Source organism: Halomonas sp. A29 (assembly GCF_046723295.1).
Taxonomy (GTDB): Bacteria; Pseudomonadota; Gammaproteobacteria; order Pseudomonadales; family Halomonadaceae; genus Halomonas.
Window position 1 is genome coordinate 352,031 of sequence record NZ_JAXQPR010000003.1, and the last position, 26,677, is coordinate 378,707.

Annotated in this window: 20 protein-coding genes; 2 read left to right on the forward strand and 18 right to left on the reverse strand. The window is 49.9% G+C overall.

All coding sequences use genetic code 11. The features are described 5' to 3' along the window. The first annotated feature begins 132 nt into the window (after nucleotides 1-132). On the forward strand, nucleotides 133-1,143 hold the full coding sequence (locus SPH52_RS07715) for a GSU2403 family nucleotidyltransferase fold protein (protein ID WP_411794421.1): 1,011 nt from the start codon (nucleotides 133-135) through the stop codon (nucleotides 1,141-1,143). A gap of 64 nt (nucleotides 1,144-1,207) precedes the next feature. On the opposite strand, the gene SPH52_RS07720 is transcribed toward SPH52_RS07715, so the two are convergent. The 5 genes from SPH52_RS07720 to SPH52_RS07740 form a co-directional block, all read right to left on the reverse strand. Next, the gene (locus SPH52_RS07720; RefSeq protein ID WP_411794422.1) at nucleotides 1,208-2,002 is read right to left on the reverse strand and encodes a glycosyltransferase family 32 protein; all 795 of its coding nucleotides are present in this window, start codon (nucleotides 2,000-2,002) and stop codon (nucleotides 1,208-1,210) included. 157 nt (nucleotides 2,003-2,159) lie between these two features. After that, nucleotides 2,160-2,801, reverse strand: coding sequence for a lipopolysaccharide kinase InaA family protein (locus SPH52_RS07725; RefSeq protein ID WP_411794423.1), 642 nt, complete (start codon nucleotides 2,799-2,801; stop codon nucleotides 2,160-2,162). Between the two features lie 306 nt (nucleotides 2,802-3,107). Beyond that, nucleotides 3,108-4,217: an NAD-dependent epimerase gene (locus SPH52_RS07730; protein ID WP_411794424.1), complete on the reverse strand. Its 1,110-nt coding sequence runs from the start codon at nucleotides 4,215-4,217 to the stop codon at nucleotides 3,108-3,110. A 139-nt stretch (nucleotides 4,218-4,356) separates the two neighbouring features. Further along, nucleotides 4,357-5,301, reverse strand: coding sequence for a glycosyltransferase family 8 protein (locus tag SPH52_RS07735; RefSeq protein ID WP_411794550.1), 945 nt, complete (start codon nucleotides 5,299-5,301; stop codon nucleotides 4,357-4,359). Next, nucleotides 5,301-6,311 carry a glycosyltransferase family 9 protein gene (locus tag SPH52_RS07740; protein WP_411794425.1) on the reverse strand — a complete coding sequence of 337 codons (1,011 nt, stop codon included), beginning with the start codon at nucleotides 6,309-6,311 and terminating at the stop codon, nucleotides 5,301-5,303. Before SPH52_RS07740 ends, SPH52_RS07735 begins: the two co-directional genes overlap by 1 nt. Nucleotides 6,312-6,502: 191 nt before the next feature. Here SPH52_RS07740 and SPH52_RS07745 point away from each other — a divergent pair, with 191 nt between their 5' ends. Then, nucleotides 6,503-7,186 (forward strand): glycosyltransferase family 25 protein, encoded by a 684-nt coding sequence (locus SPH52_RS07745; RefSeq protein ID WP_411794426.1) that lies wholly within the window; start codon nucleotides 6,503-6,505, stop codon nucleotides 7,184-7,186. An 85-nt stretch (nucleotides 7,187-7,271) separates the two neighbouring features. On the opposite strand, the gene SPH52_RS07750 is transcribed toward SPH52_RS07745, so the two are convergent. The 13 genes from SPH52_RS07750 to wecB form a co-directional block, all read right to left on the reverse strand. Beyond that, a complete protein-coding gene (locus tag SPH52_RS07750; RefSeq protein ID WP_411794427.1) occupies nucleotides 7,272-8,654 on the reverse strand; it encodes an undecaprenyl-phosphate glucose phosphotransferase in 1,383 nt (460 codons plus the stop codon). Beyond that, nucleotides 8,651-9,892: an O-antigen ligase family protein gene (locus tag SPH52_RS07755; RefSeq protein WP_411794428.1), complete on the reverse strand. Its 1,242-nt coding sequence runs from the start codon at nucleotides 9,890-9,892 to the stop codon at nucleotides 8,651-8,653. Before SPH52_RS07755 ends, SPH52_RS07750 begins: the two co-directional genes overlap by 4 nt. Before the next feature lie 46 nt (nucleotides 9,893-9,938). After that, nucleotides 9,939-10,448, reverse strand: a complete 510-nt coding sequence (locus tag SPH52_RS07760; protein WP_411794429.1) for a glycosyltransferase — start codon at nucleotides 10,446-10,448, stop codon at nucleotides 9,939-9,941. Next, nucleotides 10,445-10,873, reverse strand: coding sequence for an oligosaccharide biosynthesis protein Alg14 (locus SPH52_RS07765; protein ID WP_411794430.1), 429 nt, complete (start codon nucleotides 10,871-10,873; stop codon nucleotides 10,445-10,447). Before SPH52_RS07765 ends, SPH52_RS07760 begins: the two co-directional genes overlap by 4 nt. After that, nucleotides 10,870-11,751, reverse strand: a complete 882-nt coding sequence (locus tag SPH52_RS07770; protein WP_411794431.1) for a glycosyltransferase family 2 protein — start codon at nucleotides 11,749-11,751, stop codon at nucleotides 10,870-10,872. The genes SPH52_RS07765 and SPH52_RS07770 overlap by 4 nt, the downstream gene beginning before the upstream one ends. A 171-nt stretch (nucleotides 11,752-11,922) precedes the next feature. Then, on the reverse strand, nucleotides 11,923-14,016 hold the full coding sequence (locus SPH52_RS07775) for an acyltransferase family protein (RefSeq protein ID WP_411794432.1): 2,094 nt from the start codon (nucleotides 14,014-14,016) through the stop codon (nucleotides 11,923-11,925). A gap of 209 nt (nucleotides 14,017-14,225) precedes the next feature. Continuing rightward, complete coding sequence (locus tag SPH52_RS07780; protein WP_411794433.1) at nucleotides 14,226-16,022, reverse strand: hypothetical protein; 1,797 nt, start codon at nucleotides 16,020-16,022, stop codon at nucleotides 14,226-14,228. Between the two features lie 35 nt (nucleotides 16,023-16,057). Next, nucleotides 16,058-18,310 carry an alginate lyase family protein gene (locus tag SPH52_RS07785; protein WP_411794434.1) on the reverse strand — a complete coding sequence of 751 codons (2,253 nt, stop codon included), beginning with the start codon at nucleotides 18,308-18,310 and terminating at the stop codon, nucleotides 16,058-16,060. Next, complete coding sequence (locus SPH52_RS07790; RefSeq protein ID WP_411794435.1) at nucleotides 18,294-20,084, reverse strand: glycosyltransferase family 4 protein; 1,791 nt, start codon at nucleotides 20,082-20,084, stop codon at nucleotides 18,294-18,296. The genes SPH52_RS07785 and SPH52_RS07790 overlap by 17 nt, the downstream gene beginning before the upstream one ends. Before the next feature lie 154 nt (nucleotides 20,085-20,238). Next, on the reverse strand, nucleotides 20,239-21,078 hold the full coding sequence (locus SPH52_RS07795; protein WP_411794436.1) for a hypothetical protein: 840 nt from the start codon (nucleotides 21,076-21,078) through the stop codon (nucleotides 20,239-20,241). Nucleotides 21,079-21,090: 12 nt separating this feature from the next. Further along, nucleotides 21,091-24,117, reverse strand: a complete 3,027-nt coding sequence (locus SPH52_RS07800) for a polysaccharide pyruvyl transferase family protein (protein WP_411794437.1) — start codon at nucleotides 24,115-24,117, stop codon at nucleotides 21,091-21,093. A 115-nt stretch (nucleotides 24,118-24,232) separates the two neighbouring features. Continuing rightward, complete coding sequence (gene wecC / locus SPH52_RS07805) at nucleotides 24,233-25,507, reverse strand: UDP-N-acetyl-D-mannosamine dehydrogenase (protein ID WP_411794438.1); 1,275 nt, start codon at nucleotides 25,505-25,507, stop codon at nucleotides 24,233-24,235. 55 nt (nucleotides 25,508-25,562) lie between these two features. Next, nucleotides 25,563-26,642: a non-hydrolyzing UDP-N-acetylglucosamine 2-epimerase gene (gene wecB / locus SPH52_RS07810; protein ID WP_411794439.1), complete on the reverse strand. Its 1,080-nt coding sequence runs from the start codon at nucleotides 26,640-26,642 to the stop codon at nucleotides 25,563-25,565. Nucleotides 26,643-26,677 lie beyond the last annotated feature (35 nt).

Sequence of the window (26,677 nt, forward strand, 5' to 3'; positions counted from 1 at the left end):
TACAGACGGCCAGTAAAAAACAAAGCGCCAGGCAGATGCCTGGCGCTTTACTAAACCGCTTGAGCTGGACTTTAACTAATTTTCACGCATAATTCAGAAAGAATTAGTTAAATTCGTTTCAAGAGTAGCCCCATGTCATACCAGCGCCTCCAGCCTGAACAGGTACGGGTTGCAGTCAACGCGACCCAGCTCTTCGAAGCTCTCGAGCATCATCGTGCCCAGGCGCGCCAAGTCAAGGGTTCTATGCACTGGAAGCGAATCCACGGGCGAGAGTATCTCTATCGTGCCTACACAGGCGGCAAGAACCATTCACTGGGCCCTCGCTCCGCAGAAACGGAAGCCATTCAGCAAGCGTTCGAAACCCGCAAGGCGGAATTTCAAGTTCGAGAACAGTCGCTGAAGGAACAGCTCCAAGTACACGCAGCCTACATCCGGGCCAATCGGCTGAACCGCTTTCCGGTGGCTGGCGCCAGGGTGATCAGGGCACTGCAGCGCAAGAGCATCCCCTTTCGGCTGATCGGCACCAACGCCCTGTACGCCTATGAAGCCCGTGCCGGCGCGCTGATCGAACCGGAACATCTTGCCACTGCCGATATCGACGTCCTGATGGATGCCCGCCAAGGCATGAGGATTGTCACGGCCCTGGAGGGGGAAACCCTGCTATCCGTCATTCAATCCAGCGATCGTTCCTTCGAGCCGCTCACCGACACTCCCTTCGAGTTTCGAGCCGCGAACGCCCAAGGTTACATGATCGACCTGATCACCCAGGCCGCGAACCCAATGGCAATGAGCGACTTCGAGCACCACCTGGAGGCAAACGACCTGAAGCCGGTGGGCATCGACTCCCTGAAGTGGGCCATTGCATCACCACGTTTCGAAGCCACCGTCTTCGATGAGCGAGGCATGCCGCTAAGACTGTCTACCGTTGACCCACGCGCCTTCGTGCTGCACAAGTGGCACGTCAGCCAGCAGCCTGACAGAGAGGCTCTCAAGAGGTATCGGGATGAAGCACAGGCATGCCTGGTCGCTACCCTGCTTCGCGACGAGCTGCGTGAACTGTCGACGACACAGGCAGTCGAGCGCGCTTTTCCGCACCTCGTCAGGCAACGGGCCAGCCGGCAAATCGACGAATACGATGTATAACAGCCGCCCGGCCGATTTTAACTAAGTCACGAACGGATTTTGTCATTGGTTAGTTAAAGCCATCTTACTCCGCCGCTTCGCGCTTGCGCACCACGTCGACCTGATACTGCTCATTGGTCCACTTGCCCTGGGGCTTGTCGAGGTACTGGAAGTATTCGTTGGTGAAGTTGCCCTGGTTGCAGGTATAGCGGTAGGAAGCGGTGCGGACCTCGTTGCGAGGCAGCACCTCGTTGTAGACGGTGGGGCCGGTGAGGTGGAAGATACCCTTCTCCTCGTCACCCTCAATGTTGGCGTAGATCGCGTCGATCACCAGGCGCAGATGCGGGTTGTCCGGTTTGCTGGCGATGAAATAATTGCTGATGTCCCCACGCTTGGTGGTAACGAACAGCTCATCCATCTCTGGTTTCACGATCCGTGACAGCGGCCACACCGCGTGGCCATCGATATCCATGTAGACCCCGCCATGTTTCTGCAGCACCAGCACCCGCCAGAAATCGGCCTGGGCTGCCCCCACCTGCAGGCGCGAGTAGGCCTCATAGATATCCGCCGGGTAATTTTCCTTGATGAATGCCGCCCGCGCCTCGGTGATCATGAAGCGATACTCGAAACCGGGGGCCATCAAGCGGTTGAACAGGTAGTTCAGGTAGACCGGCAGCGTGGCCTTGTCGGTGAAATTGGTCTGCCACAGGATGCGCGGCACCTTCGTTGGCCGGCTCGACTTCCACCACGGCGCGGCCCGCTCGGGGATAGTGAAGCGCTTGTCGGGGAAGACATAGTGAAAGCCATAGGAAGCCAGCTTGGTCACGTTGGCCAGCAGTTTCACGCACCTGGCGAAGGCCAGCACACCGATGTTCTTCACTCGCTTCCCCTTTTCGGAAATACTCCAGCTACGACACGCCAAAGGCCGTACGGTTCCAGAAAAAGCCAGCACCTTAGCATGCCAGTGTAATTACCGACGGGAAAAATTCAGAGGTTTATCAACGTACTCGCCTATCGCCGCCACGATCTCCTGGCTCTCAAGCCGTGCGCCAGCGACGCTTGAGATAGTGATGCAGCGATTCACGATAGTGCGCATCGAGCAGGTGTCGCTGGCTGATCGAGCGATAGAGTGCACGCCACTTGGCCCGCTTGCTGAGTGGCAACGGCTTGACGTGGGTGTCGATCCAGATGATCTCCCCGTGCGGGTCGCACAGGAAGTTGTTCATGTGCAGGTCGCGATGCACATACCCCGCCACGGCCAGCTTCATCAGGTCATCGCACAGCCTGGTCAGAAAGCGATCGCGCCCAGGCTCGTTCAAGCTGGCAAAATACTGCTCACCGGTCATCACGCCGTCGACGTGTTCGATCAACAGTAACGATCCCTGATGATTGAACGGGTTCAGTGAAATACCCCAAGCCAGGCAGCGTGGCGTACGCAGGCCAGCCTGCTGCATTATCTTCTTGCTACGCACTTCCTTGCGTGCCTCGAACTGCCAGAAAAAGCGCTTGTCGAGGAAATCACGCAGAAACCAGCGCAGCGGCCTTTGCCACCAGCGATACTTGTCGCTCTTGACCTTGGCCAGCACACCCGTAGCCCTGTCGAAATAGAACTCACTGCTGGCCATTTCCTCCATCAGCCGGGAGCGATCGTCCTTACTCAGACTCAGGGGAACCTGCATGCCACCACTTTCGAACAACAGGTAATTCCGCCTGCGGTCTGCAATTTCCACCGCAGTGATCCTCACTCGATTCTCCCGGCCATTTCAAGCGCTACGCACAGACCTGACACAACATTGCCAGAAAGTACCGTTCTGGAAAACCAAGAGCAAGTCACAGCGGATTAATTTACTTTCGGTAACGCAATATGTCCTGCACCCTATCGCCATCACTGAGCATGCAATGCGGCGAGTCAATGCGTAGCGCTGCTATTGCATTACGACCCGCGTTGCCAGCTCACCCCCAGCCAGCGCTTGGGCAACAGGTAACTAACCACCAAGAGGCCGCACGCTTGAGCTTGGAGCGGGTTGAGACACCAATGCCAGCGCACCAGCATCCCCCAGGATCGGCTCCTGTTTCGGCTCTCGATAGTACTCGCGGTACCACTCCACGAAACGTGCAACCCCCTCTTCAACCGAAGTCCCGGGGCTATAGCCCACAGCCTGCTGTAGCGCAGAAACATCGGCGTGAGTATCCAGCGCATCACCCGGCTGGCGCGGCAAGAGACGTATCTCCGCTTTCCTGCCCAGGCACGACTCCAATACATGTATGTAATGAATCAATTCAACCGGGGTCTGGTTGCCGATGTTATAAATCTTCCAAGGTGCAGAGCTACTGGCCGAGGATGGATCTCCAGCTGCAGCCCGCTCATGCCAGGCTGCATCCGCTAACGGCAAGCTATCGTAGGTTTTAATAATCCCCTCTACGATATCTGCGATATAAGTAAAATCACGGCGATGCTGCCCATAATTGAAAACTTCTATCGGCTCACCGGCGAGGATCTTTTTCGTGAAGGTAAAGAGCGCCATATCAGGGCGCCCCCATGGGCCATAAACGGTGAAGAACCGCAAACCCGTGGTAGGCAGGTCATAAAGATGGCTATAAGCATGTGCCATCAATTCATTGGCACGTTTAGTAGCGGCGTACAAATTAAGAGGGTGGTCCGCACGATCGTACTCGCTGAACGGTGTGCGAACGTTACCTCCATAAATCGAACTTGACGAAGCATAGACAAGATGCTTCACATTCTGCACTCGACAGCCCTCGAGTACATTCAAGAACCCCACCATGTTGCTTTCCATATAGGCATGGGGGTTCTCGAGGGAATATCTGACACCTGCCTGTGCCGCCAGATGAATCACCCGGTCGGGTCGCCAAGCTTCAAACAGCTGCTCCACGCCTTGGCGATCCGACAACTCCAGTCGAACGAAGCTGAAACCCGGCTCGGTGGCAAGACTGGCCAGCCGCGCCCTTTTCAGCTCCGGGTCGTAATAGTCGTTGAGATTATCGAGCCCCACGACAACCTCGCCGCGCTGGCACAAGGCACGGGCGACATGATATCCAATGAATCCAGCAGCACCGGTGACAAGAGTCGTCATGGACTTACACCCCATCCATAAATGGAATGTGTTAAAATGTAACCCATGCACGATAAGAGGAAAGACCAAAGGCACTAGTGCTGCGCTATGGATTATCTAATGCGCTCCGAATCAGATAACACACCGAACGAGGTGATACTCAGCTCTTTAAATTAGCCTTTCTAAGACCGGTATGAGCTGTCCATCTTGTTTTATTCCTACGCCGCCTGATCTTATTGGCCTTCAGCATCATGCGCAGGCGCTTACGCCAATGCAGCCCGCGCATCAATTCTTTTTCACGTAAAGGCCAGGGGGTAAGGCATGAAAAATGCCTGAATATATCCTTCAATGGATGCTCGGAGTGGGCATGCCATGGCTTTACATGGCCAGTATAGTGGACCACACTGGGGTCGCGCAGCGCATCCTCCAGCGCCGGCAGCAGCGGCCTCAAGTGCGCTGGCCGGGTATTCAAGGCAGCATAAGCTGAAGACTGCAGATTCCACTTGGGCTCGAGCTCATGCCATTGGCCAGCCAGCACATGGTTCAAGGCATCCTGGTCAGGATATCTCAGCCGCTGCCCCTGCTGCTGCAGGAAATCCAGCGCTTGGCCTGCCACGTCGCTTTGACGCCAGCGCTCCAGGTCAACGACCAGCAAGCCAGAGTTGAAATACGGCGAAGAAACGATGGCGTCATGCTCTTCAGGATCCCCCGATACATCACGTACCGCCGCGAGGACGGCACCTCCCAGCGGCAGGCGCCATATCGGACTCAGGTCGGCAAGCACCACCATGTCGCAATCCAGATAGATGGCGCGCTTGCACTCATGGCCAAGATGCTCGTGCATGAAGAGCGGCAGAATGGAGGCAATGCCAAACCGATGCAGGCAGGAGGGATCGACATCGGCATCGCGAATCTCCACCACTTGTGCTCGAGCACCATAACTCTGCGCAAGGCGGGCCAACGAGCGCTGGGTCTCTTCCGACAGGCCGGGGGTAAGCAATGTGACCCGCGCCTTTTCAGGCTCAGCCAAGTGCTCCAGCGCAGACACCATGGTCGTTGCCGCATATGGCGCGTAGCGATCATCGGCGCAGAGGAGAAGCTCCATCAAGCATGCCGCTCCATGCCAGGCGCCGGGGCCAAGGCGTCATGGAAGAAGCGCTCGAGCAGGCCATCGAGTTCATCCCAGTCCAGGCGGTTGACATCATCGACCTCCCCCGGCAGCCCCATCAGGTTGATGGAGCGAGGGTTCACGCTATGCCACGCTGCCATTTCACCGGGGCCATGAGGGAAGAGAACGAACGAAGGGATACCCAGCCCATCTGCAATATGCACGGTAGACGTGCTGGAAGAGAGCTGGGCGCTGGCGGCAGCCAGCAACGCCACGTTATCGTAGATGGAGCGCGTATCGGGGTAGAGAAAGCAGCGCTCACCGTTCCAACCGCCAACAATTGCCTCGATGGCTTTCTCGAAGCCAGGGGCCGTCAACAGGCAAACATCATGATCGGGTGCCATCCTTTCGATGCGCGCGATCAACGCAAGCGTGGTCTCCACACTGAACGTCTTGGCCCCACCCTTGCTGAAAGGGTTGATCGCCACGTAAGGACGAGCACGCCCGCGCAGGAAGGTGGCCACCTCAGCTTCCGAGCGGGAGTCGCGAGGCACGGTATAGCGCTTCTCTGGGTCGGCGACACCGCAGCGCTGCAACAGCTCACGATAGCGCTCCTCCATGTGCAGCCCCTTCGTTGCCCGGCCCAGCTTGATATCCACCAGGCCAACGGTGTCATCCAGGCTGGCGACATGCCGCGCCTTGGCAGCGCCCAACAGGTGAATATCACGCGCCTTGGCCAGCTCACTGAAATGCACCAGCAGATCCACTTCGCCAAGCGAAGTGACCAATTCGCGTATCTTGCGCCCTGACGGACGTTTAGGAATGACATGAACGCGATCGACACCCAAGTGATCGCTGAAGAGCGGTGCCATCTCCGGCGTGGCGATGACCTCGATGGATACATCGCTACCCAGCTTGCGCAGTTCAGGCACCACCAGGGAGAAAATGATCGAATCCCCCCATTTCGCATCCCACCGCAGGAAAACGATCCGATGGAGGTCGTTCACACGCTCGGTTTCAGGCCTATGGCGATCGTAGCGCCAGCGGCTGAGGGCGATACGCCAGTTGTCTCGTTTCGCCCTCAAAGCATGCAAATACTTTTTCATTACTATCCCTGTTACTAGCACACCGCCTCGCTGGAATCGCAAGCGGCATTCCGCTAGGCTGGCCACTTTCGAAGGATTGAGGGTAGCATACCGTGTCGTCACTTCCTCCCGTTATCGTCATCTCCCTAGCCGGCTCTTCACGCAGGGCACGCGTGCAGTCCGCTTTTGGCGAAATGGGGCTGCCTTTCGAATTCCATGATGCGGTGAACGGGGCCGAATTGGGCGACGAAACACTGGCCAGCGTGAACCAGGAGTACGCCCAGCGTGAGTGGGGGCATAGTTTGAATAGAGGCGAGATCGGCTGTGCCCTGAGCCATATCCAAGTCTATGAGCGCATGGCGGAACAGGGCCTTGGCGAAGTCATCATACTCGAAGACGACGCCCAACCCGTGGAAGGCTTCATGCAGACCCTGGAGCAAATGCTGGCAACCCTGCCGAAACGGGCTGAGATCGCCTTTCTCCACCACGGCAAGGCGAAGTCATGGCCCCTCAAGCGGGGCTTGCCTGACGGCCACAAGCTCGTACGCTATCGCTACCCCAGCGCCAAGTCCCGACGCTGCATCATCAGTGGCAGAGGGTATTGGCTAAACCTCGCCGGGGCAAAAAAGCTGCTGAGCATGGCCTACCCCATCCGGATGCCAGCGGATTACCTGACGGGTTACATTCAGCGCAGCCATATCCATGCTTACGGGGTAGAACCCAATCTTCTTCTCGAAACCGATACGCCTTCTGAAATCGATGCGGTGGAAAAGCGCAACTATGGCGGCCACGCCTAGCTCGCGGCATTTCCTGGAGCCAATAAAAAAGCGCCCATACAGGCGCTTTTTTATTGCAAAGGCAACTACTCAGATGGGGTTCGTATCAGTAGGCATTTGGATTCACGAAGCCCTTGTATATCGTCAAAGCGATGATTCTCAAATCCAGCCAGATCGACCAGTTGTCAATATACCAGAGATCATGTTCAACACGGCGCTCCATCTTCTCGATGGTATCGGTTTCTCCTCTCAGGCCATTGACCTGTGCCCAGCCTGTAATACCGGGCTTGACCTTGTGTCGCTTCATGTAGGATTCGACCATATCCTTGTAGTATTCATTGTGCGCCAGTGCATGAGGGCGTGGCCCTACAATCGACATTCGCCCCTGCAAAACGTTGTAGAATTGCGGCAGCTCATCCAGCGAGGTACGCCGCAAAAAAGCACCTAAGCGAGTAATTCTCGGGTCACCTCGGCAGGCCTGGGTCACTTGCCCGTTCGCTTCTTTGTGCACTTCCATCGAGCGAAATTTATACACCTTGAAATGCTGGCCGTTGTTCCCCAATCGGTACTGTTTGAACAGCACCGGTCCGGGCGAAGTCAACTTGATGGCTATGGCAATGACGAGGCAAACCGGAAGAATGAGAATACTGATGATGCTGCCTAGTACCAGGTCTTCCAGACGCTTGACGATTCGGGTAATACCGTTGAATGGCGTAACGCTGAGATCGACAGCCAAATGGCCGGCAACTTCACTCATGCTATGGTTCAGCAGATGCATGTCGCGGAAGTCCGGCAGGAAGCGTACTTCCGCCGTATGATTTCGCAGCGCATAGAAAATCGACCTGACCACCGCCCCCAGTTCCAGCGGAACACAAATCCATACTTCGCAAGCGTCAGACTCCACCACTCGGCGACTCAGGCGTTCGATGGCCTCTTCATCCAATTCAGCCGCCAAGCGCTCGACGCCGGCTATGGAATAGCCCTCTGCCGGGTACTTTCGCATGCCCTGGGCCACGCGAATGAGCTGCTCTCCCGGCCCCACCAGAAACACGGGACGCCTGGCCCGCCCTTGGCGTCGCGCTTGGCGCAGCAACAGTTGCGCCAGCACACGCGCCCCCCCCGCCATGATGAATGAACTCACCAGGGTATAGCCGATCCAGAGTCGTGAGAAACGTTCGGCAGCATGGGCAAAATAGATCAAAGATGTAGCGATCACTGCCAGGATGAACCATGTCAGGCCAAGCCGAGCAATCAAGCCTGGCAGACGTTTGATGCGCCAGGAGCTGTAACCCCGCTGCATGGTGTTAAGCAGCACTACCAGCAACGCCATGATGATCATGGCCAACCAGTAGCGTTCATGAAGCTGGAAGGTTCCGAAACGCAACCAGTAAGCCAGCAGCCCACCCACCAGGATGCTCAGCATGTCGAATACCGGCACGATGAGCTGTGCCGGGTAACGGTCGGCAAAACTGATTGGGGCGATTTTCATGCAACCGACTCGGTATGTCTGCTTGTCAGGATGAAAAGCAGCACCAGCACAAAGGCATAATAGGTAGCGATCATTTCATGCTGCAATGGCACTTCGCTCAAGCAGAAAACGATAAACCCCAGTGAGAAAACGAACCCCACGAAACAGTATGGATTCTCCGGCTCGCGCCGGGAGCGAATAAAAAAGTGTAGGGCAGGAAAAACGAGATAGAAGAACAGCGCCACTACACCAATAAGCCCCCCCGTTGCCAAGGTTTCGAAATATTGGCTGTGCGCATGTCCACGGCTAATCGTGGTTACCCACGCGTTGATGATACCCGTGCCCGCAAGCTCTTCGTTAAGCGAATCGCGTTCCTCATAGGTGAGCCCCACCAGCGGCCGTTCCTTGAATGCCTCGATGGCGGCAGCCCATAGCCGGACCCGACCACCGGCCGAGTTGTCACGGAAGTCCCCTTCCAGCATTCTTTCCACTTCGCTCACGGTGACGTCGATCCGATCCTCCACCTGCGGCAGGGAGAAATAGCTCGCTATGGCCAATACACCCAGGCCCAGCAGGGCTGCAACCAAATAGACTGCTCCAATACGCCGCCACTGCCAAACCAACAGCACAGTGAACACGATGGGGATGGCAAATACTGCCCCGCGTGAAGTACTCAGCAGCGTGGCCAGCAGTGCCAGCAACGCCCCTGCACTAACCAGCGCACGTCGCTGTGAACTGGGTAACAGTGCGACAAGCAGGAAGAAGAGCGAAGCACTGAGGTAGCCAAAATTGATATGGAAGAGGAAGGCGTCTACCTTCGCTTGGCCAAGTACATAGACCTCGTATACCGCAATGCCAGCCCCTCCCAGGGAGCCGGCGAAGCCACCATACTCAAGCGCAGCCCGGAAGCGCTTCAGGTCGAGATCATGCAATGCCATCCGAAGCATCAGGTAAATGGGAATAATACCCATCATATGTAATCCTGGTGCCAGGTAACGTGAGCTGTAGCCACTAATGACGAAAACAGGAAGATGGCTAGCCATATAAAGCGAAAGAATCAGCAAAACCAGCCAATCCTGCCGGGTCATTACCAATTTTTGGCGGTTGACGACAAGAAACCCAATGGAATAAATCAGCAACAGAGCGATGATGGCGTGGATCCGTATGGGAGCCGAAACCAGCAAGGCAAGTGCAAGGAAGGTGACCGCAAGGGTCAGCTGAAGAGCTGTCTTGTGACTGAATAGCACCTGGCGCCTCATCACAGAGTTAATTTTCCTGAAGCCACGTGCTGGGCCTGCGCGGAGATCATAGCGACTCGACGAGGGAATTCAACCGATTTGCAAACACTCTCCTTTCACGTTCGATGGCGTCGTGAAGCTCGAGTGCGTGCAACGCATTGCTCTGCAAGCAGACGATTGTTTCCACGAGCGGTTCGACTTCATAAAAACTGGGGATGCCATAACGCTCCGATATGGCTTCGGCAGTATCGCGCTGGTGATCGTTGCGATGTTCCCCATGGCAGGCCAGGCGTGGCAGCATATAAAAAGGTTTTGACTGTTCCAGGCACAACAACAGGTTACCCATGCCTGCATGGGTAACCACGAGGTCCGCTTCCTGAAATAGCGCATTAAACGCTGCCGAGGGAAAGAGAGGCTGGGCGAGTACGTCGGCACAGCTCGGCAAGGCATCTCCGGAGGCACCAGGGCCGGCCTGGAAGACCAGACGCCAACCCGTACACCGCTCGGCTATGCGCTCCACTACACGAGCCATGCGAGGAAACGGGAACTGAGTGCCCGCCGTAAACAGCACATTCATAGCAGGCGCCCCAGGTAGCGAATACGTCGGGTTTCCAGCTCCGGCCACTGGGTCAACACCCGAGTGGCAAACAGGCAGGCCGCCCGGCACGAGAGCGAGACCTCACGGCTATTGGCAATACTATCCACCCAGATCGTCTTGCGACCCAACAGGAACCCGGCGAATAAGATCAACAGGCCAGGAGCCGCTCCGGTACTGACGATCAAGTCAGGTTGGCTCTCTCTTACAATGCTCAGGGCTCGGGGTAACTGTCGCACTCCGCGCCACAGCTCGCGAACGCTGAAGTCTTCGAGATAATAATCAGCCGATTGGTTCTGTTGACTGGCTGTAGAAACGAACAGTCGCGCGTTGCAATCGAGCAACTCGGCCAATCGCCTGAGCTGCGCCCAATGCCCGCCGAAGGAAGCGGCAAACAACACTCTCATCGCGGCAACTCTGCCCTACCGTGTCTGGACGTTACCAATCGGAATCGCTGTACCACCTTCACTGCCTTGAGATAAACGAGCACCAGCAGCGCCCAGGCACGCTCACACCAGGTCATGTCCCGCCGGGAAACAAGCGAGGCCACATCGCCAGCAAGATTACCCACCACACGCCGCAAGCCACCAAACACGCCGCGCTCCTGGTACAGTGCCAGGCTGCCGGAGGTTACCCGCCGGGCCTTGCCGGCAAGCGCGGCAATGGAGGAACGTGCTGGATGGTGCACCACGGCACCTTCGCAATACACCAACCGGTGCCCACGCGAAGTGGCACGTCGGGTCCACTCGAAATCTCCACCCGACATCAAACCGGAGTCGAACACTCCCACCTCATCGAACACCTCACGGCGCACGAACAGGTTTGCCGTTACCGAAACTCCATTAGCCACATTTTGCCGTTGCCGAAAGGCAAACGCTTTCTCGAAGCATTCGGCCGGCGTCAAGCGCGGTGCGGCATAGCTCAGCTCGATATTCCCCGCCACCAGCCCAACTTCGGGGTTGGCTTGCAAGCACTCAAGCCCGGCTTGCAGCCAGCCGGGAGCGGCGATGCAATCCGCATCGAGAAACACGAGTACATTACCACGTGCCTCGGCAATACCGAGATTGCGCGCCGCATAGGAGCCGGGCGCCGGCTCATGAAGGAGCCGAGCATTTCCAGGCAGCGTCAAATCGTGTGGCTGGCTCTCGCCAGCATTCTCCACAATGAGAATCTCAAACTCCTGCGCTGGCAGGGTCTGCTCACCCAGAGCACCAAGGCAGGGGCGCAGAGCGCACCAATCCCGGTAGGTAGGCACGATGATGGAAAAACCAGTTACATAAAGCAAAATTAGTTAGCCTATACCTTTCCGACGAGATCATTCCTTTTTAATACCTATCGTCTGCAAAAAGGGTGAACGAGGTGACTGCATAGACCTGTACCACGTTGACAGACATAGGGAAAACTCACTTAGAAATTTATCTAATAAAATAATTTATAAAACAGATATCAAAAATTATTAATTGTTTTCTAGCCCCCACCCAGTCACGCGGGCCAATTTCTGTCCTAATAAAGGAGCTAGAGTACGGGAGTATGTCTCTGTTAAATGGTGTTGATCACGCCATACAATTACATTACCCTCAACAACATGGCAGAGATCATCCCGACACAGCCCGTCTGTCATATCAATCACGCTGGTTTCCCCATCAAGACTGGCAGCATCTATCAGCGGATCGTAACGCTTCATTGCTTCGTCTCTTTCAGCAGAGCACTTGGAGCTGTCTTCAAAACAAAGTAGAGGATCGAAAGGCATTCTTGGAGTGTCGCGAATAAGCACGACCTCTGCCCCACTTTTCCGAATACGACTGAATACGGCGCTGAGCATACTTACAACATCTTCATCACTGGATTGTCTACTTTCAGATTCATATACACGACCTCCAGCAGAGCGACCAAGTACAACAAGATCTGGGCCCATCCTGGTAATTTCATCGAGAACGTTGCTAGACCACTTCGTGCACTCATCGTATCGTCTTCCACGGACCTGCATATCCAACAGGGTAAGCGAGCATCCTGACTTAGTATAACTAATAACTCTCCAGCTCTGTTCTTGTCCTAACACCTCAAAGGCTGGGATCCAATTAGCCGCATGAGAATCTCCAGCCACAATAACCAGCTTATCACCTTCACTGGCTCCAATCTCACAGCCTTTAGGCTCGGTATCATGTATACCTTGGTGACAACCGTTACTGTAAGAGGTAGGCATATCCCCCCGCGCCAGTTCCGGCGAAGGCGAAATAGGTTCCCCTGGCTGCCACAAAGGCATCTGGGCGGAATCCACAATGAGTGCACGAGCCCCTGGAATCGATGCAACTGCTCGTACACTTCCTTGATTTAAAACCCAAAAGTATACTCCAGCCGAAACCGTAAGGCTGAGCATCATGCAAGTAGACGCCAAGCCAAAAGGCTGAGTTGTTAACCAGTGTTTTATAGACAGTTTATAATTAGCTTCCTGCTTAGTTATTCGGAACCCATCTTCGACAAAAACTTTCGTACACCATGCCAGCACAACAGAAACTAGCATGATACCCAATCCTTGGACAACCCCGACATTCTCAAGACCAAGATAGCCAGCGAATATTATGATGGGCCAATGCCACAAATATAAAGAATAGGAGAGATCTCCAACAAACGTAACTGGCTTCAAGGACAAACCTTGTTCATGAGCAAGGCCGTTGCCACCAACCCAAATGAGAATAGCCGTACCCAATGTAGGTAATAGTGCGGCATATCCAGGAAACACAGTCTCGGAATTGAAAGTAAAGGCACTTAAAAAAATCATCGCAAGGCCCAACCAGCCAAGCGATGACTTTATTGTACGATTAGATAAATTCCACTGAAAAAACGCCAGCATACTGCCCAGCGCCAACTCCCAAATTCGAGTGTGAGTAGCAAAGTATGCAACAGACTGGTCTGACCGTGAAATCACCACAGACGCGAGTAATGACAAGCCCATCACGCATGAAACGAGCCAGGCCGCAGCAATACGAAAAGACGTATTCACCACAATACTGGTGAGACCCAACAAGAGTAATGGCCAGACAATATAGTACTGTTCTTCAATGGCAAGCGACCAGAAATGCTGCAAAGGCCCGGCAGATTCTTCTGAGCCCAGGTAGTCAACCGAGAGTAACAGTAGCCGCCAATTTTGCACATATAGCGTACTGGCCATAGTGTCGTAAGCTATAGCCAGAAGCTTAAACTTCGGCGCAATAAAGAATGATGCTAATACTGTAACAACAAGAACCAGCGATGCAGCGGGCAGCAAGCGACGTATCCTTCGAGCATAAAAGTCCCGAAGTGAAAGAGTGCCTTTACGTTCAATCTCCTGCCTGAGATGACAGGTGATCAGATAGCCGGAAATTACAAAAAATACATCAACACCGACAAATCCACCGGTAAGGTAATGTGGCCAAATATGATAGATGACAACAAGGGATACGGCAACTGCTCTCAGGCCCTGTATGTCCAACCGGTAGTCTCTGCTATAACTTTTAGCCATGGGGTAATATCTCCAATTGGCTAACGACATACGGGTCAAGCCAAGCTTCATTCGTTTCTCTTAAATCGCTCATGGTTATTCCGGAATGGTTCAGCCATTACAACACAGCAGAGCAGCATTAAAACGCTTGGCCGGCTCTCGCCGACTTTTTACCTCGAACCGATTTTTTAAGCTAGAAGCTTCAAGTCAAGAGCGCAAGGCATGCCAATCCCAGAAGGCAGGCACAATGACAGAGATGACAACTGCTGAAACTGCGAACCTCATGCATGCCCCCCTCCCGTCGCAGGGCAAGCCGAGCTCTGCTTTTTCACATCAGTCGAAGTTTTAATTTCCGAGAGGTATCTCAATATATCAGACAGCAATGCAATAGCATCGGCGTATCGCTGCCGATGGAAGTGCTTTTCAAATGCGCTGCAGCATGCGCAAAGACGCACATGCTCCAAGTGAACATCCAACAAAGAGTTTCGCTTTTCCCCTGCCTCCTCCAACATATCCTTCAAGTTCGGCAACCATGCATCCCCTAGAGGTAACTCCACACCTATGGGTTCCAGCGCCCAGCTTCCTATATGGGCCTGTACTACATCTCCTGTTTCCGAAACAAAACTAAGCTCCCTTGGCACCCCGGGATTTACTATTGCTAAGGGAAGAAGATTCAATGTTTCCAAGATATCTTCGAAATACTCTTTCGCTTCCTCTATAGTAGATTTATTTTCACTGTTACTAGCCACAACCACCAACCGGTCAAGCATCCATATGCCCAAGCGGTGTTGTAGCAACGGGTGGGAGCGTTGATAGCGATTGAGTAAGGTCCTATCCGGTTCCACCCGCCAGTATTTTACCAGCCATTCGAACTGGATCCTCTCCGCTGTTGCGTAGCCTAGAGTGAACCAAGTTGGCATGCGGAATAGATGCACATCGAAACCATGCATTTCTCCAATATACACAAGCTCTGGCACAGGCAGCAGATGGCCGGAACCGGACGATAAGATATCAGCTTCGCTCATCGCCGCTTTACGTTGACGTTTGCCGAATACCTTGAGAAGAAAGCGTTCAAACTTATCTTCATGCACTTTTAGCTCGATTTCAAAAGTCAGCAGATCCGCAAGACCGCTTTGTTTCCAACGACAGTTTATCTCTGTATCCTTCGACAGTTCGTAGCCCAAGACCTGCTCAAGCATGGGCAATAGCGGCTCACTGTTCTCACTTAAGGAAAGGAAACTCCAGAACTTCTTGTTCCAAGAATGCTCAGGCATTTTCTCGAGGCGATGGGCCGTAAAAAAAATGGCATTGATCTGGAGACGTTTGCTACTGAGCCATATTGCGTCTTTGATCACACCGTCGAGGCGATTCAAGAGTTGCCGAGAGAGCAACAAACTGATGATCGCCACAATAAAACTGACGCCTTCCAATAGCAAAAAATCCAACACCATGAAAGCAAACAAAACCATGAAACCGATACCCGAAAGCAGCCCAGATAAGGTGGTCGCTCCCTGTTGAAGTTCGCTACGAGCTTCGGCATTACGACCCATCAGTGCCACAAAGGCTGACGCAACCAGAACATAAGTGAGGGCAGCCAAGAGAAAGGTTGGGTAAATAGAGGCAAAGAGCAAGGCTAGCACAACCGTCAATGCTCCAGTAGCTAAGCCGGCAGCCAGCTTTTGATAAGCTTGACTTGCAACTTCGTCCTGATTCGTGAATAGGACCAGCTTTTGTGTGCCTGCCACCACTCCGGCCGCACCTTTCTCGGCCATGAAGCTCAATAACTTTTCCGATGAGAGCGAAGCAGCATAGAAAAATACAGTTGCAAGACTAAGTGCAATGACCAAAACATCTCGGTCGAGAACCGCCCATGAATCGGGAAAATACCGCGGCGTTCCTGTCGAGCCAATCAAAATAATAACTTTCAGTGGCAAGAAGAATGCCAGCATACGAGAAAACTGACTCACCAGGGTCAGCACAACAAGCGTGAGCGTAGGCAGTGGCACAAGTTTAAAAAATTTCTTGAGTACCGCTGCCGACCAGTACAAGTGACGTAGCGCAACGCGATAGAACCACATCAGGTATCACACCTAATCAACATATGCCCTACCCTTCAATTCAGCTGCCAAAAGGGTCGAATACCATCATGAGGGAAGAACAACGGCTTCACCTCTTCCTGGCGGGGAACTTCCAAATGCTCAAGCCCATTCATCTTCCCATAACGGGAAAGATAGGAATAATAAATGGGATAGAAGCGCTCTGAGTCGAATTCGACGATCTGCTGGAAAGGCCATTCTTTGTCCATGTACGGAAGCAACCATTCCATTGCTCTACGTATGCTCTGCCCCTGCGGCCCCTCGAAGCTCCAGAGGTCCTCGCCGCATGACTCAGCCAGCTGCGCCAAATGGACCCACCCCTGCAGGTTGAAACAACAGTAGTGTGCTGTGGTCGTACGCTTCAGCTCCTCGGGTTGACTACCGTCGGTAGCAAACTGCTGCACGATGCGAAAACGGCAGTCTCTCAGCGTATGGCGCAGCAACGTATCCTCTCCGAGAAACGCGGCAATGGCACCAACCTGTAGATCGTAGTAGGTGCCATGATTGTTCTGCGCTGCGCGCTCCTTCACTCCCTGCGGGCTGATGCGCAGCCAATGCAGGTACTTCGAAAGCCATTCTCGGAACGCATTCGATTCGCTCTGCGTCAGCTTGCTGCGTTGCTCGAGCAACCTAACGGCATCGAGAAAGTAGTAAAAATCCTTAGCCTCGATAATACCCGAGCTACTTCCCCGGTTCTTGTTCCAGCCTTTACGCACCTGAGCGTAATCGAGATGAGGTGCCATCGCAGTCTCTGGGTTCAGAAACCAGGTACGAACGAGCTTTGCTGCATGGTCATCATATTGCTCATCCTGGCTCACGCTACCCGCCAAGGTTAGGACGAAGGTGTCATCGAACAACCGTTGTAACCGAGTACGGTCATAGTTATCGCTCATCGGCTCGTACAGCCGCGTACCGGGAACACGCTTGCCATCCCTTCGTATATAAGGCAGTCTAGTAATTGGGTTTGGCCAAAAATAAGGAGAAGGATGCCAGTAATCATGCGCATTTTTACTGGGAGGCAGGGTTTTTTTATCAATTACAGAATAGGGTCCCCTTTGCATTGCTGCATCGGCCGCACCCTGAAGAATCTGCAATAAACCCTTATAACCTTTGTCAGGATCGTTCAGCTCGGAAAAATTTATAAAAACGAGCCTCTCTAAAAACTCCCCCTCACTCAGTCCGCCTTTATCTAATTCAACGAGTAAAGATTCAATAGCGTTATTCCTTGCCACGCCACGATCAATTAATGCCGTATCCTTATTTTCTAGCTCCGTCTGGCCCGAGAAGAGTCTCGCTACCCATCCTGCAGAGGCATACTTACCAGCATCCTTACTGTATTCTGGACAGGGCAAATCCCACGGCTCAATTGGCCAACAGTCCCACGCCCCAGGTATCCCTAGCCGCCAGAAAAGCTCTACTTTTGGACGACGTCCATAAAAAAAATTAGCATCAAATTCTTCACCGCTATCATGGCGGAAAATGAGTTGAGGCTCTTCTTCTGCTATTGGCCGAAAATTTTCTTCTAGTAAAGAGAAATTGCTCGTCATCCTAGCCATAGGCACTAAAAAGTACAACTTATCAGAGTGGGAAATAATATCATTGACAATTTCCTCCCAAGCATTAGGTGTTATAAAGCAATTCCCATCCCAGGGTAACACCCATTTAGCAAGTTTTTTACCTTCTTGAAGTGCAGTATTTCGCGCGCCGTTATTATTCATAACATAATTATTTTTATAACGAAGCAGCCGCATCTGCAAGCGACTTTTTTCTGCCCGGCTCAGTCTTGAATATTTACGACTATAAGGAGCGAATTCTGCAGGGACTCCTGTTATGTCTAAAACATTTTCTCGATACTTGTCATATTCAAAAGGAATATGCAAATACTGATAACCAGAATTATTTAAAACCTCAAGTATTGAATTTTCCACTTCGGCATTTACTATTCTGTTGACCACAAATCTTTTTTCGCAATTCGGAAAATCGACCTCGTGTTCCAGAATAAATTTAAGATTTTCTAAAGCCTGGCCAGTACGGTGACGTGGAGGAAGGTCATTACCAATAATTCTATAAAGCACAAAATTTTCATTCTGCTCGTTACTATATTTTAATTTTTTAATTTCTAAATTGGAGGGGACAGGACGACTTCTCTCAAAGGGAAATTCAATGCGGGGCCCACCAAAAACTCTTTTTGTCTTCAATCTATATTTTAACCTACACAAAATACCCGCAAGCGATGGCGGCATTTTTTTAAAATCAATATTTAGAAACATTGTTTATTGGCCTTGCACTTAATACTTTTTTGTCGATTAAACTGGATGCTTCAGCGACTACTTTTTTCCATTCTCTCTCTTTGCAAACCCAGGAACGACTGTTTGCACCAATACTATTCCTTAGCGCAACATCTTTTATTAAACGCTCCAACTTGAAGGCAAGATCCTCAATATTGCCTTTATCAAAAACAAGGCCGGTTTCTTCATCAATTACTATTTCAGTTAGAGCACTGACACTCGAAACCACAACAGCTTTTCCTGATGCCATAGCTTCAAGAGGCTTCATTGGCGATACCATTTCACAAACTGGCAGCGGCTTCCTTGGAAAGGGTGCTATATCTATTAGCGAGTAATATTTTTCAACCTGATCATGAGGAACTCGCCCTGGAGCTATGAGCTTACCAACAAACCCCTTTGCTGTTGCTATACTGATGATATCATTGAGTATTGGTCCTTTTCCACTACCAGATGTATTCTCACTGCCGACCAATAACAGCCTGAAGTCAAGCCCTCTTTCGCTTAATATCCCACATGCTTGTGCGAGGTCGTCGAGTCCTTCGTATTTCACAAAGGTGCCTATATAACCTATCACAGCCACGTCATTGGGAATATCAAAATAACTTCTGAGTTCGCCTCCTGCATTTCTTGGAAAAAATCTTACGGGGTCGCAGCAGTTAGGAAGTAAATATATTTTATATGCTTCAACACCTCGTGCTATCAGTTCTTTTTTCATTTCATTCGTCAGCGTAAATACCAGATCCGACGAATTGGCAACAAAAGTCTCCATTGCCTCTTGAACCTTGTACCCTAATGTATTTTTATAAGATGGCTCTCTAGAAATTTTACTTATCTCCCAGAAACCCCTCACTTCATATACAAAAGGTATATTTAAATCCCGAGCAGCAATTAAAGCTGGCAATGCACACATATAATTGGAAGCCGCAAGGATGAATCCCGGTTTTACTTCCGCAAACTGCTGCTTCAATTTCTCAGAGGCCTCCAGCATATATTCAGTTGATTTTGTTTTATTCTTGCTAGGCTCAAGAATTCTACGAAACTCGATATCGTTTATTCTATCAGACAGAGGGATAGCATGCCCTTTATCAATGTCCGATTCTATATCTAATGGATAGCCCGGTCTTGTAATACATATAACCTCATGACCATTGTTTTTAAAGCCCTCCGCCACTCCTTGTGCTCGGGTAGCATAACCTCCGGTTGAATACGGAAGGCTATTATGCAATATATAGCATAAGCGATTATTCTGCAAATCTAGCTTTACATCAGAAACTCCAGTCTCTTTCACTTTATCCTTAAGCGTCAAATGTCCAACAGGCGAGTTAATGATTTTATTGCGCAAAGTTTTAAATCTATTGCTGTTCTTTCTCTCTTTCTCGCATCGGCTATAAACCTCTAAAGCCTCGCATAAATCATTGCGCGCCATAGCCGCTTCAAAATAGGCAAGAAGAGATATTTCTGTTGTGGCGTAATCTATAGATCGTTTAGCTAGGTCGCTCTTCAGCTCCAGCAAAGCTGCGCCTGTGAGCTTCAGAGAAATTTTGGCCAGATAATTTGATTTATGCATGTTATTGCCTGTCCTGACATTTCTCTCTATATTCTCAACAACAACACTAAGGCTTGATGAATTTAATTTTTTTTCATAATGCCGGCTAATAAAAAGTTCATAAGCTTTCAATAAAGCTAACAACCCTTTTTTTACAGCTGGTTGTTTATTTAGTATATACTTTAACTTCTGCTCAATTAATGTATTCAAGGAGCATGCACCTCAAATGAATGGCTGGTGGTCAAAGAGTTAAAACACGTAGCAATGACGCGCCATTACTACAACATTATCCTATAATTAATAAATGGATATTAAGCGTTTAAAATTTTAATCAACTGAGAATTTCTCATGCCAGCATTTGACGTCACTTATTTGATAGCGACAAAGCCTTTTCAATTATTTCGCCCACCAAACTACCAGGCTCTGGTCCGTGTCCGGCTTTTGAGGAAAACAACAAAGTTTCTAACCGTGAACAATGCTTTACAGATGACTCTTTACTTAGTGAATTAATAAAATATTCGTAGTGGTCTTCATAATGATGGAAATCCAGTACGTTTTGAACATAAAGGCACTTAGCACTTTTTGCCAAGCTAAACATACGCGAAGCATCGAGCCTGATCATATCTTGATCTGTCAACTCAGTTATCTTGACTTGGTAAACATAGCTAAGAAAATTATTCACCACATGCTTGAGATTATATTTAAGAACGTTAATCTGAGGATTGATTGCTACAGCAGTAGCTCCCTGGACATGAGAGGCTAAAGCTAAAGAGGCAAATCCGCCGGCAGAAGAGCCGTAGAATATTATATCTTTACTACTAATCTGAAAACCAGCTGCCAACTCGGAAATTATATAAGAAATATTTTTTATATAATTGCACTCACGTGAGCCAGTGTACCAACCTATACGTATACTATTTTCTTTTTTATAAAATGCTGGATCTGATACATTGATCATTATTCCTGGAAATTTATCAACCCATTTCCATCTGTCAAATTTAGGTATAGGGTGACTCTTTGGATCTCGAGCGCCCGAGAGCAAAACAAATATTTTTTTGTTGCTGTGTAGCAAAGTATTTTGTATTAAAAATTCAAAATCTATGCCACCTCTTTTTATTACATAGCGCCCATCTTTTAACGTGCCATTCCAATGCGATAGCGGTGAATTATAAGCGATCACATTACTGTTAATAAAATTACTCATTATGCGACAGACTCAGTTTTTTAGCGCCAAATTAGAAATACAAATAGGCTCCATTGCAGCCTTAGTTGTAATTTCCCAAGCACGCTGACATTTTACCCACTCTCTGCCATTCTCACCTAACGAGTTGCGAAGCTGTGGGTTTGTAATGAGCTCACTAAGAGTATTGACTAAGCTATCTATGTCTCCTTTTTTATATACAAGCCCCGTTACACCATCCTCTACCATATCATTCAATGCTGCAACGCTAGACACTACTACAGCTTTCTTCATGGCCAAAGCTTCTAAAGGTTTCATCGGAGAAACCATTTCACAAACAGGCCACGGCTTTCTCGGAAATGGAGCGATGTCTATCAACGAATAGAAAGACTCAACTTTCTCATGAGGTACACGCCCAGGTAAGATTAGCCAATCATCAAGACCTGTATCCTTTGCATATTTTTTTATTAACGTTGTGATTGGGCCGGTATCACGCGTACTTACGTTCTCACTTCCCACAAGTAATATTCTAAAATTAAATCCGCGTTCTTTTAACACCCCAGCTGCATAAACAAGGTCGTCCAATCCTTCGTAATCAACAAAGGTCCCTATATAGCCTATTACTGGGGTATCGTCTGGTATTTTAAGTTCTGCCGCGAGCACTAAATCCCTCTCGCGCGGCGTAAAGCTGTATACGTTTGCCGAATTGGGAAGTAGAATTATTTTTTCTGGATCAACACCACGATTGACCATCTCAGTTTTCATAGGTTCTGTCAAGGTGAGCACGTAATCAGCTCTATTAGCGGTTTCAGCTTCCATATAGACTTGATTAGCAAATTCCTGTGTGTTTTTATAGGATGGGTCGCGCGAAACTTTAGTAATCTCTGCCAGCCCTCTTATTTCATAAACAAAAGGAATGTTTAATTTTCTTGAAACAATCAATGAAGGCAAGGAGGTTAAGTAAAAAGAGGCGGCAATTACCAAGTCCGGATTGATTTCTTTTATTTTTTCTTCCAACGGCGAGATAATTGAACTCATGTATTTGTATGAGGGAACGCCTTTCCGGAGTGGAAAACTAATTCTCTGATAGGTAACACCATCGATAACATGCGTTTTTACTTCATCAGGCTCAACATCTTTCTGCACATCCAGTGGAAAGCCTGGCCTTGTCAAACAGACAACTTCAAAGCCATTGTTTACTAAACCAGTCGCTACGCCATGTGCTCTTGTAGCATAACCGCCCGACGCGTAAGGGAGCGAGTTATGAAGAACATAACAAATTTTCTTAATATTTCTTGCATTACCTTTATTGCACTTCTCGTCCACAACCAACTTAAGCAAATCTCGCTCTAGCATTAAGGGGTGCATGCCTGGTTTACCATTGCCAGCAGCATAGGAATTTGCTCCAACGCTTATATCTTTGTAGCTCGCTTCCGATTCTCTTTTTTTATTTTTATTGTTTCGTTGAACTAATACTTTCAATATTTTAATTGCTATCTTAGGCCAATGCATCGGCCTTTTGTAGTTTTCAGCCAGTTGTTTTGATACTTTATAAGCCGTACTATTGGCTAATTTTTCAAACTTTGCTTTTTCAGATCGTAGACGCGCCTTTAAAGCTTTATTCTCTTCGTTTTCTTTTTCCAACTTATACTTAATTTTAAAATTCTCAGCTTTTAACTTCAATAAAGTCTTATTATTCAAAGTTAACTTTTTTTCATATTTTTTCTCTTTTATCTCTATTTCTTTATCTTTATTTTCTCCGACCAAAGAAATAGACTTTATGAAATAATATTTTTGTAACTCATAGATTTTGTCAACATGACTTCCATGGAAATCAAACTTTTCTGTCTTGTCAAGCCTGGAAATACGGTCTATTAAGTTTTTCTTTAGCTTGTTTATTTTTTCAAAAGTGTCATTAACATCAAATTCAGTTTTAAGGTTCTCGATGATTTTAGCGGAGATGTATTCTGAAGAATTTTGCGAAAGATTATAGCAGCAACTGGAAACCCCTAAGAAATCAAACAAGCCAGGCATTTTGTGCCCATGACTCTCAAAGTAAACCGCGTCCACTTTCTTCTTAAGAATAAAACCGAGAATAGCCGCATGAAATCGAGAGGTTATAATATGATCTGTTTGAGACAAGAGGGCTAGATAATCCTGCACTGACTCAGGTCTCACAATTTTTATTTGTCCATGTATGCTTGTCCCTTTGAAGTTGTTTATTATTGCTTCAGAAAGTTCTTTGTCTGCACTTGTCTGGACAAATAAAGTAATTGTTTTATTAAAATCTCCTGCAAGCTTTTGGATTAGATTGACAGAAATTTCATACGATTTGCTATTTTTATAGCTTAATTTTCGAAAGGATTGTGTTGTCGCTGTCCGCTCCTGCTTACTGAGTCGTATCCCCCAGCCCTCTGAGCGCATAATGATACTTACGTTATTTGTTTTTTCATTGGATTGATACGGTAGTGTGTCGATGAAAAATGCAGGATCTAAAGCCAAAATTGGAAATTCACAACCCAGCTCGTTTTTTACTAACTCTTGCGAGGCAGACTCTCTAACGCCTACAAAATCTATGTATTGCAAGAGCATTTTGATAAAATTCTTTGTCCCTTCATCTTCGTAAGGACCATACGTTGACGGAAGGATACCAGCAAATTTATTCAAAGCTTTTGCAGCAAATAATGGGTAAGTCCTCCAGAAAATTGAATGGCTATTTTCTAGACTTCTATACTCAAATAAATGTTCGCCGGAACTAACCCATACAGCATCAACATCTTCTATGTTAAGATGAGAAAAAAGAAATCTAGGACTTTCTAAGATTTTAGAAACTAATTCATAATCTGCAGTCTCGAGATGGGAAAAAATAACAGGCTTCTTGCTAACAAAGGAATCTTTTGATTCTGCAAGGAACTGACTACTACTAGCATTAAGAAAGACAACATGGATCTGTGCATCAGGGAAACACTCTTCGAATATAGCCAGCTGCCCAAGATTAATTGCCAGGTCACCAATATTACTCGCTGAGTGCCCGTAAAAAACTGCAATTTTCCTAATTGCCATTTTTATCTCCCAAGCTTTTTATATATTAATATATTGACAATATTTTATATTAACGCCAACCATCTCTTTAATTTATTCGCCTCAAATCAGTACTCAAAACAAAATTTAATTAAACCTAGCCCTCCAACATTCCTCGCGTATCTATCACATAGCTTACATTTTTCATCATTTTTCTTGTTTTTTCTTCTTTAAATTGTTTGTGATCAACTAGTACAATCACAACGTCTGCTTGCGAGATGGCTTCATACATATCTGTTAAATTGTAATCAGAATCTTCCCTTCCAATGTTTGGCTCTACCAATAAGACCTTGCCAGGATGCAGCTTTTTGATAATAGTGGCAATTTTAAGAGCAGGACTCTCACGAAGATCATCAATATCTGCTTTGAAAGCTAAACCGAAGCAAGCGACTGTTATGTCATTTTCTGTTCTGTTTGGACTTTCTACCAAGATCTTTCCCACAACTTCTTTGACCTTGTCGATTACCCACTGTGGCTTGCCATCGTTCACTTCCCGCGCGGTACGAATTAATCTTGCCTCTTCCGGCGTTTCGCTAACGATAAACCATGGGTCCACGGCGATGCAGTGCCCACCTACTCCCGGCCCAGGCTGTAAAATATTAACCCGTGGGTGCCGGTTGGCCAGGCGAATGAGCTCCCATACGCTGATGTCGATTTTGTCGCAGATGATAGAAAGTTCGTTTGCAAACGCGATGTTCACATCGCGGAAGCTGTTCTCGGTGAGCTTTGCCATTTCGGCCGTGCGGGCCGTAGTGGTAATGCACTCCCCTTCCACGAAGATTTTGTAAAGCGCCGTCGCCGCTTCCGAGCACTTCGCCGTCATGCCGCCGATTACGCGGTCATTCTCGACCAGCTCACGTACCACATGACCTGGAAGTACACGCTCCGGGCAATGTGCTACACGAATGTTGGAATCATCCCCATGGGTTTGCGGGAAGGTGAGATCCGGCCTGGCTTCCGCCAGCCAGGCCGCCATCTGCTCTGTGGCTCCAACCGGCGAGGTGGATTCCAGTATGACAAGATCGCCCTTTTTCAGCACCGGGGCGATGGTCCTGCTAGCCGCTTCGATGTAGCTCAAGTCTGGCACATGATCATTGCCATTCTCGGCTTTGAAAGGTGTCGGCACTGCAATCAGGAAGGCATCCGCCGGCTCAGGCTCGGTAGTGGCACGTAGGTAACCTTCCTTCACCGCAGCATGAACGATGATATCCAGTTCCGGCTCAACGATATGAATATCGCCACGGTTGATGGTATCTACGGCATGCTGGTTGATATCAACGCCAATAACTTGCTTGCGGCGGGAAGCGATGACGGCGGCGGTCGGCAGGCCAATGTAGCCCAGGCCAATAACGGAGATCGTGTTGAAGTTCATGGTTCTATCCAAAGCAGAACGAAACGAAGAATCGGAGAGGTAACGAGTGCTGGCGTTATTCTAGATGCGTAGCCAGGGCATCCCGTATACGTCGACATGCCTTGCCGTCCCCATAGGGGTTGTGGGCATAACTCATCTCATCGTAGGCAGCGGTATCGGTCAGCAGGGTATGCAGTTCGCTGACGATACGCTCCACATCGGTGCCCACCAGCTTGACGGTACCGGCATCCACGGCTTCCGGCCGCTCCGTGGTGTCGCGCATGACGAGTACCGGCTTGCCAAGCGAGGGCGCTTCTTCCTGCACCCCGCCTGAGTCGGTCAGGATCAGGTGGGCCCGGTTCATCAGGTAGACGAACGGTAGGTAGTCCAGCGGCTCGATCAGGTGCACATTGTCGATGTCCGAAAGCAGCCGGTTGACCGGTTCACGTACGTTGGGGTTGAGGTGAACCGGGTAGACGATCTGGGTATCGGGATGGCGTGCCGCAATGTCGTGCAGGGCTTGGCAGATACGCTCAAAGCCGCCACCGAAACTCTCGCGGCGGTGGCCGGTTACCAGGATCAGTTTGCGCTCGGCTTTCAGGAAATTGAACTGTTCGGCAAACTGCTGCTGGAATACAGTGCTGGCATCCAGCTTTTGCACCACGTCGAGCAATGCGTCGATCACCGTGTTGCCGGTCACAAATACCTTGGAGGGAGCCACACCTTCCTCGAGCAAGTTCTGCCGCGAGCGATCGGTGGGAGCGAAGTGTAGTTCCGCCAGCGCCCCGGTCAGCTTGCGGTTGGCTTCTTCCGGCCACGGCGAGTAGATATTGCCCGTGCGTAGCCCTGCTTCCACGTGACCCACCGGAATCTGCTGGTAATAGGAAGCCAGCGTGGCGGAAAGCGTGGTGGAGGTGTCTCCATGCACCAATACAATATCGGGCTTCTCTTCGGCTAGTACTGCTTTCATGCCTTGCAAGATGGCCGTAGTTACATCGGTGAGATCCTGACCAGGCTTCATGATGTTCAGGTCGTGGTCGGGCACCAGCTCGAATAATTCGAGTACTTGGTCGAGCATCTCGCGGTGCTGACCGGTTACGCACACCTTGGCATCGAAGCGCTCGTCGGCGGCGAGAGAAAGAGCAAGAGGTGCCATTTTGATGGCTTCAGGGCGCGTACCGAATACGCAGA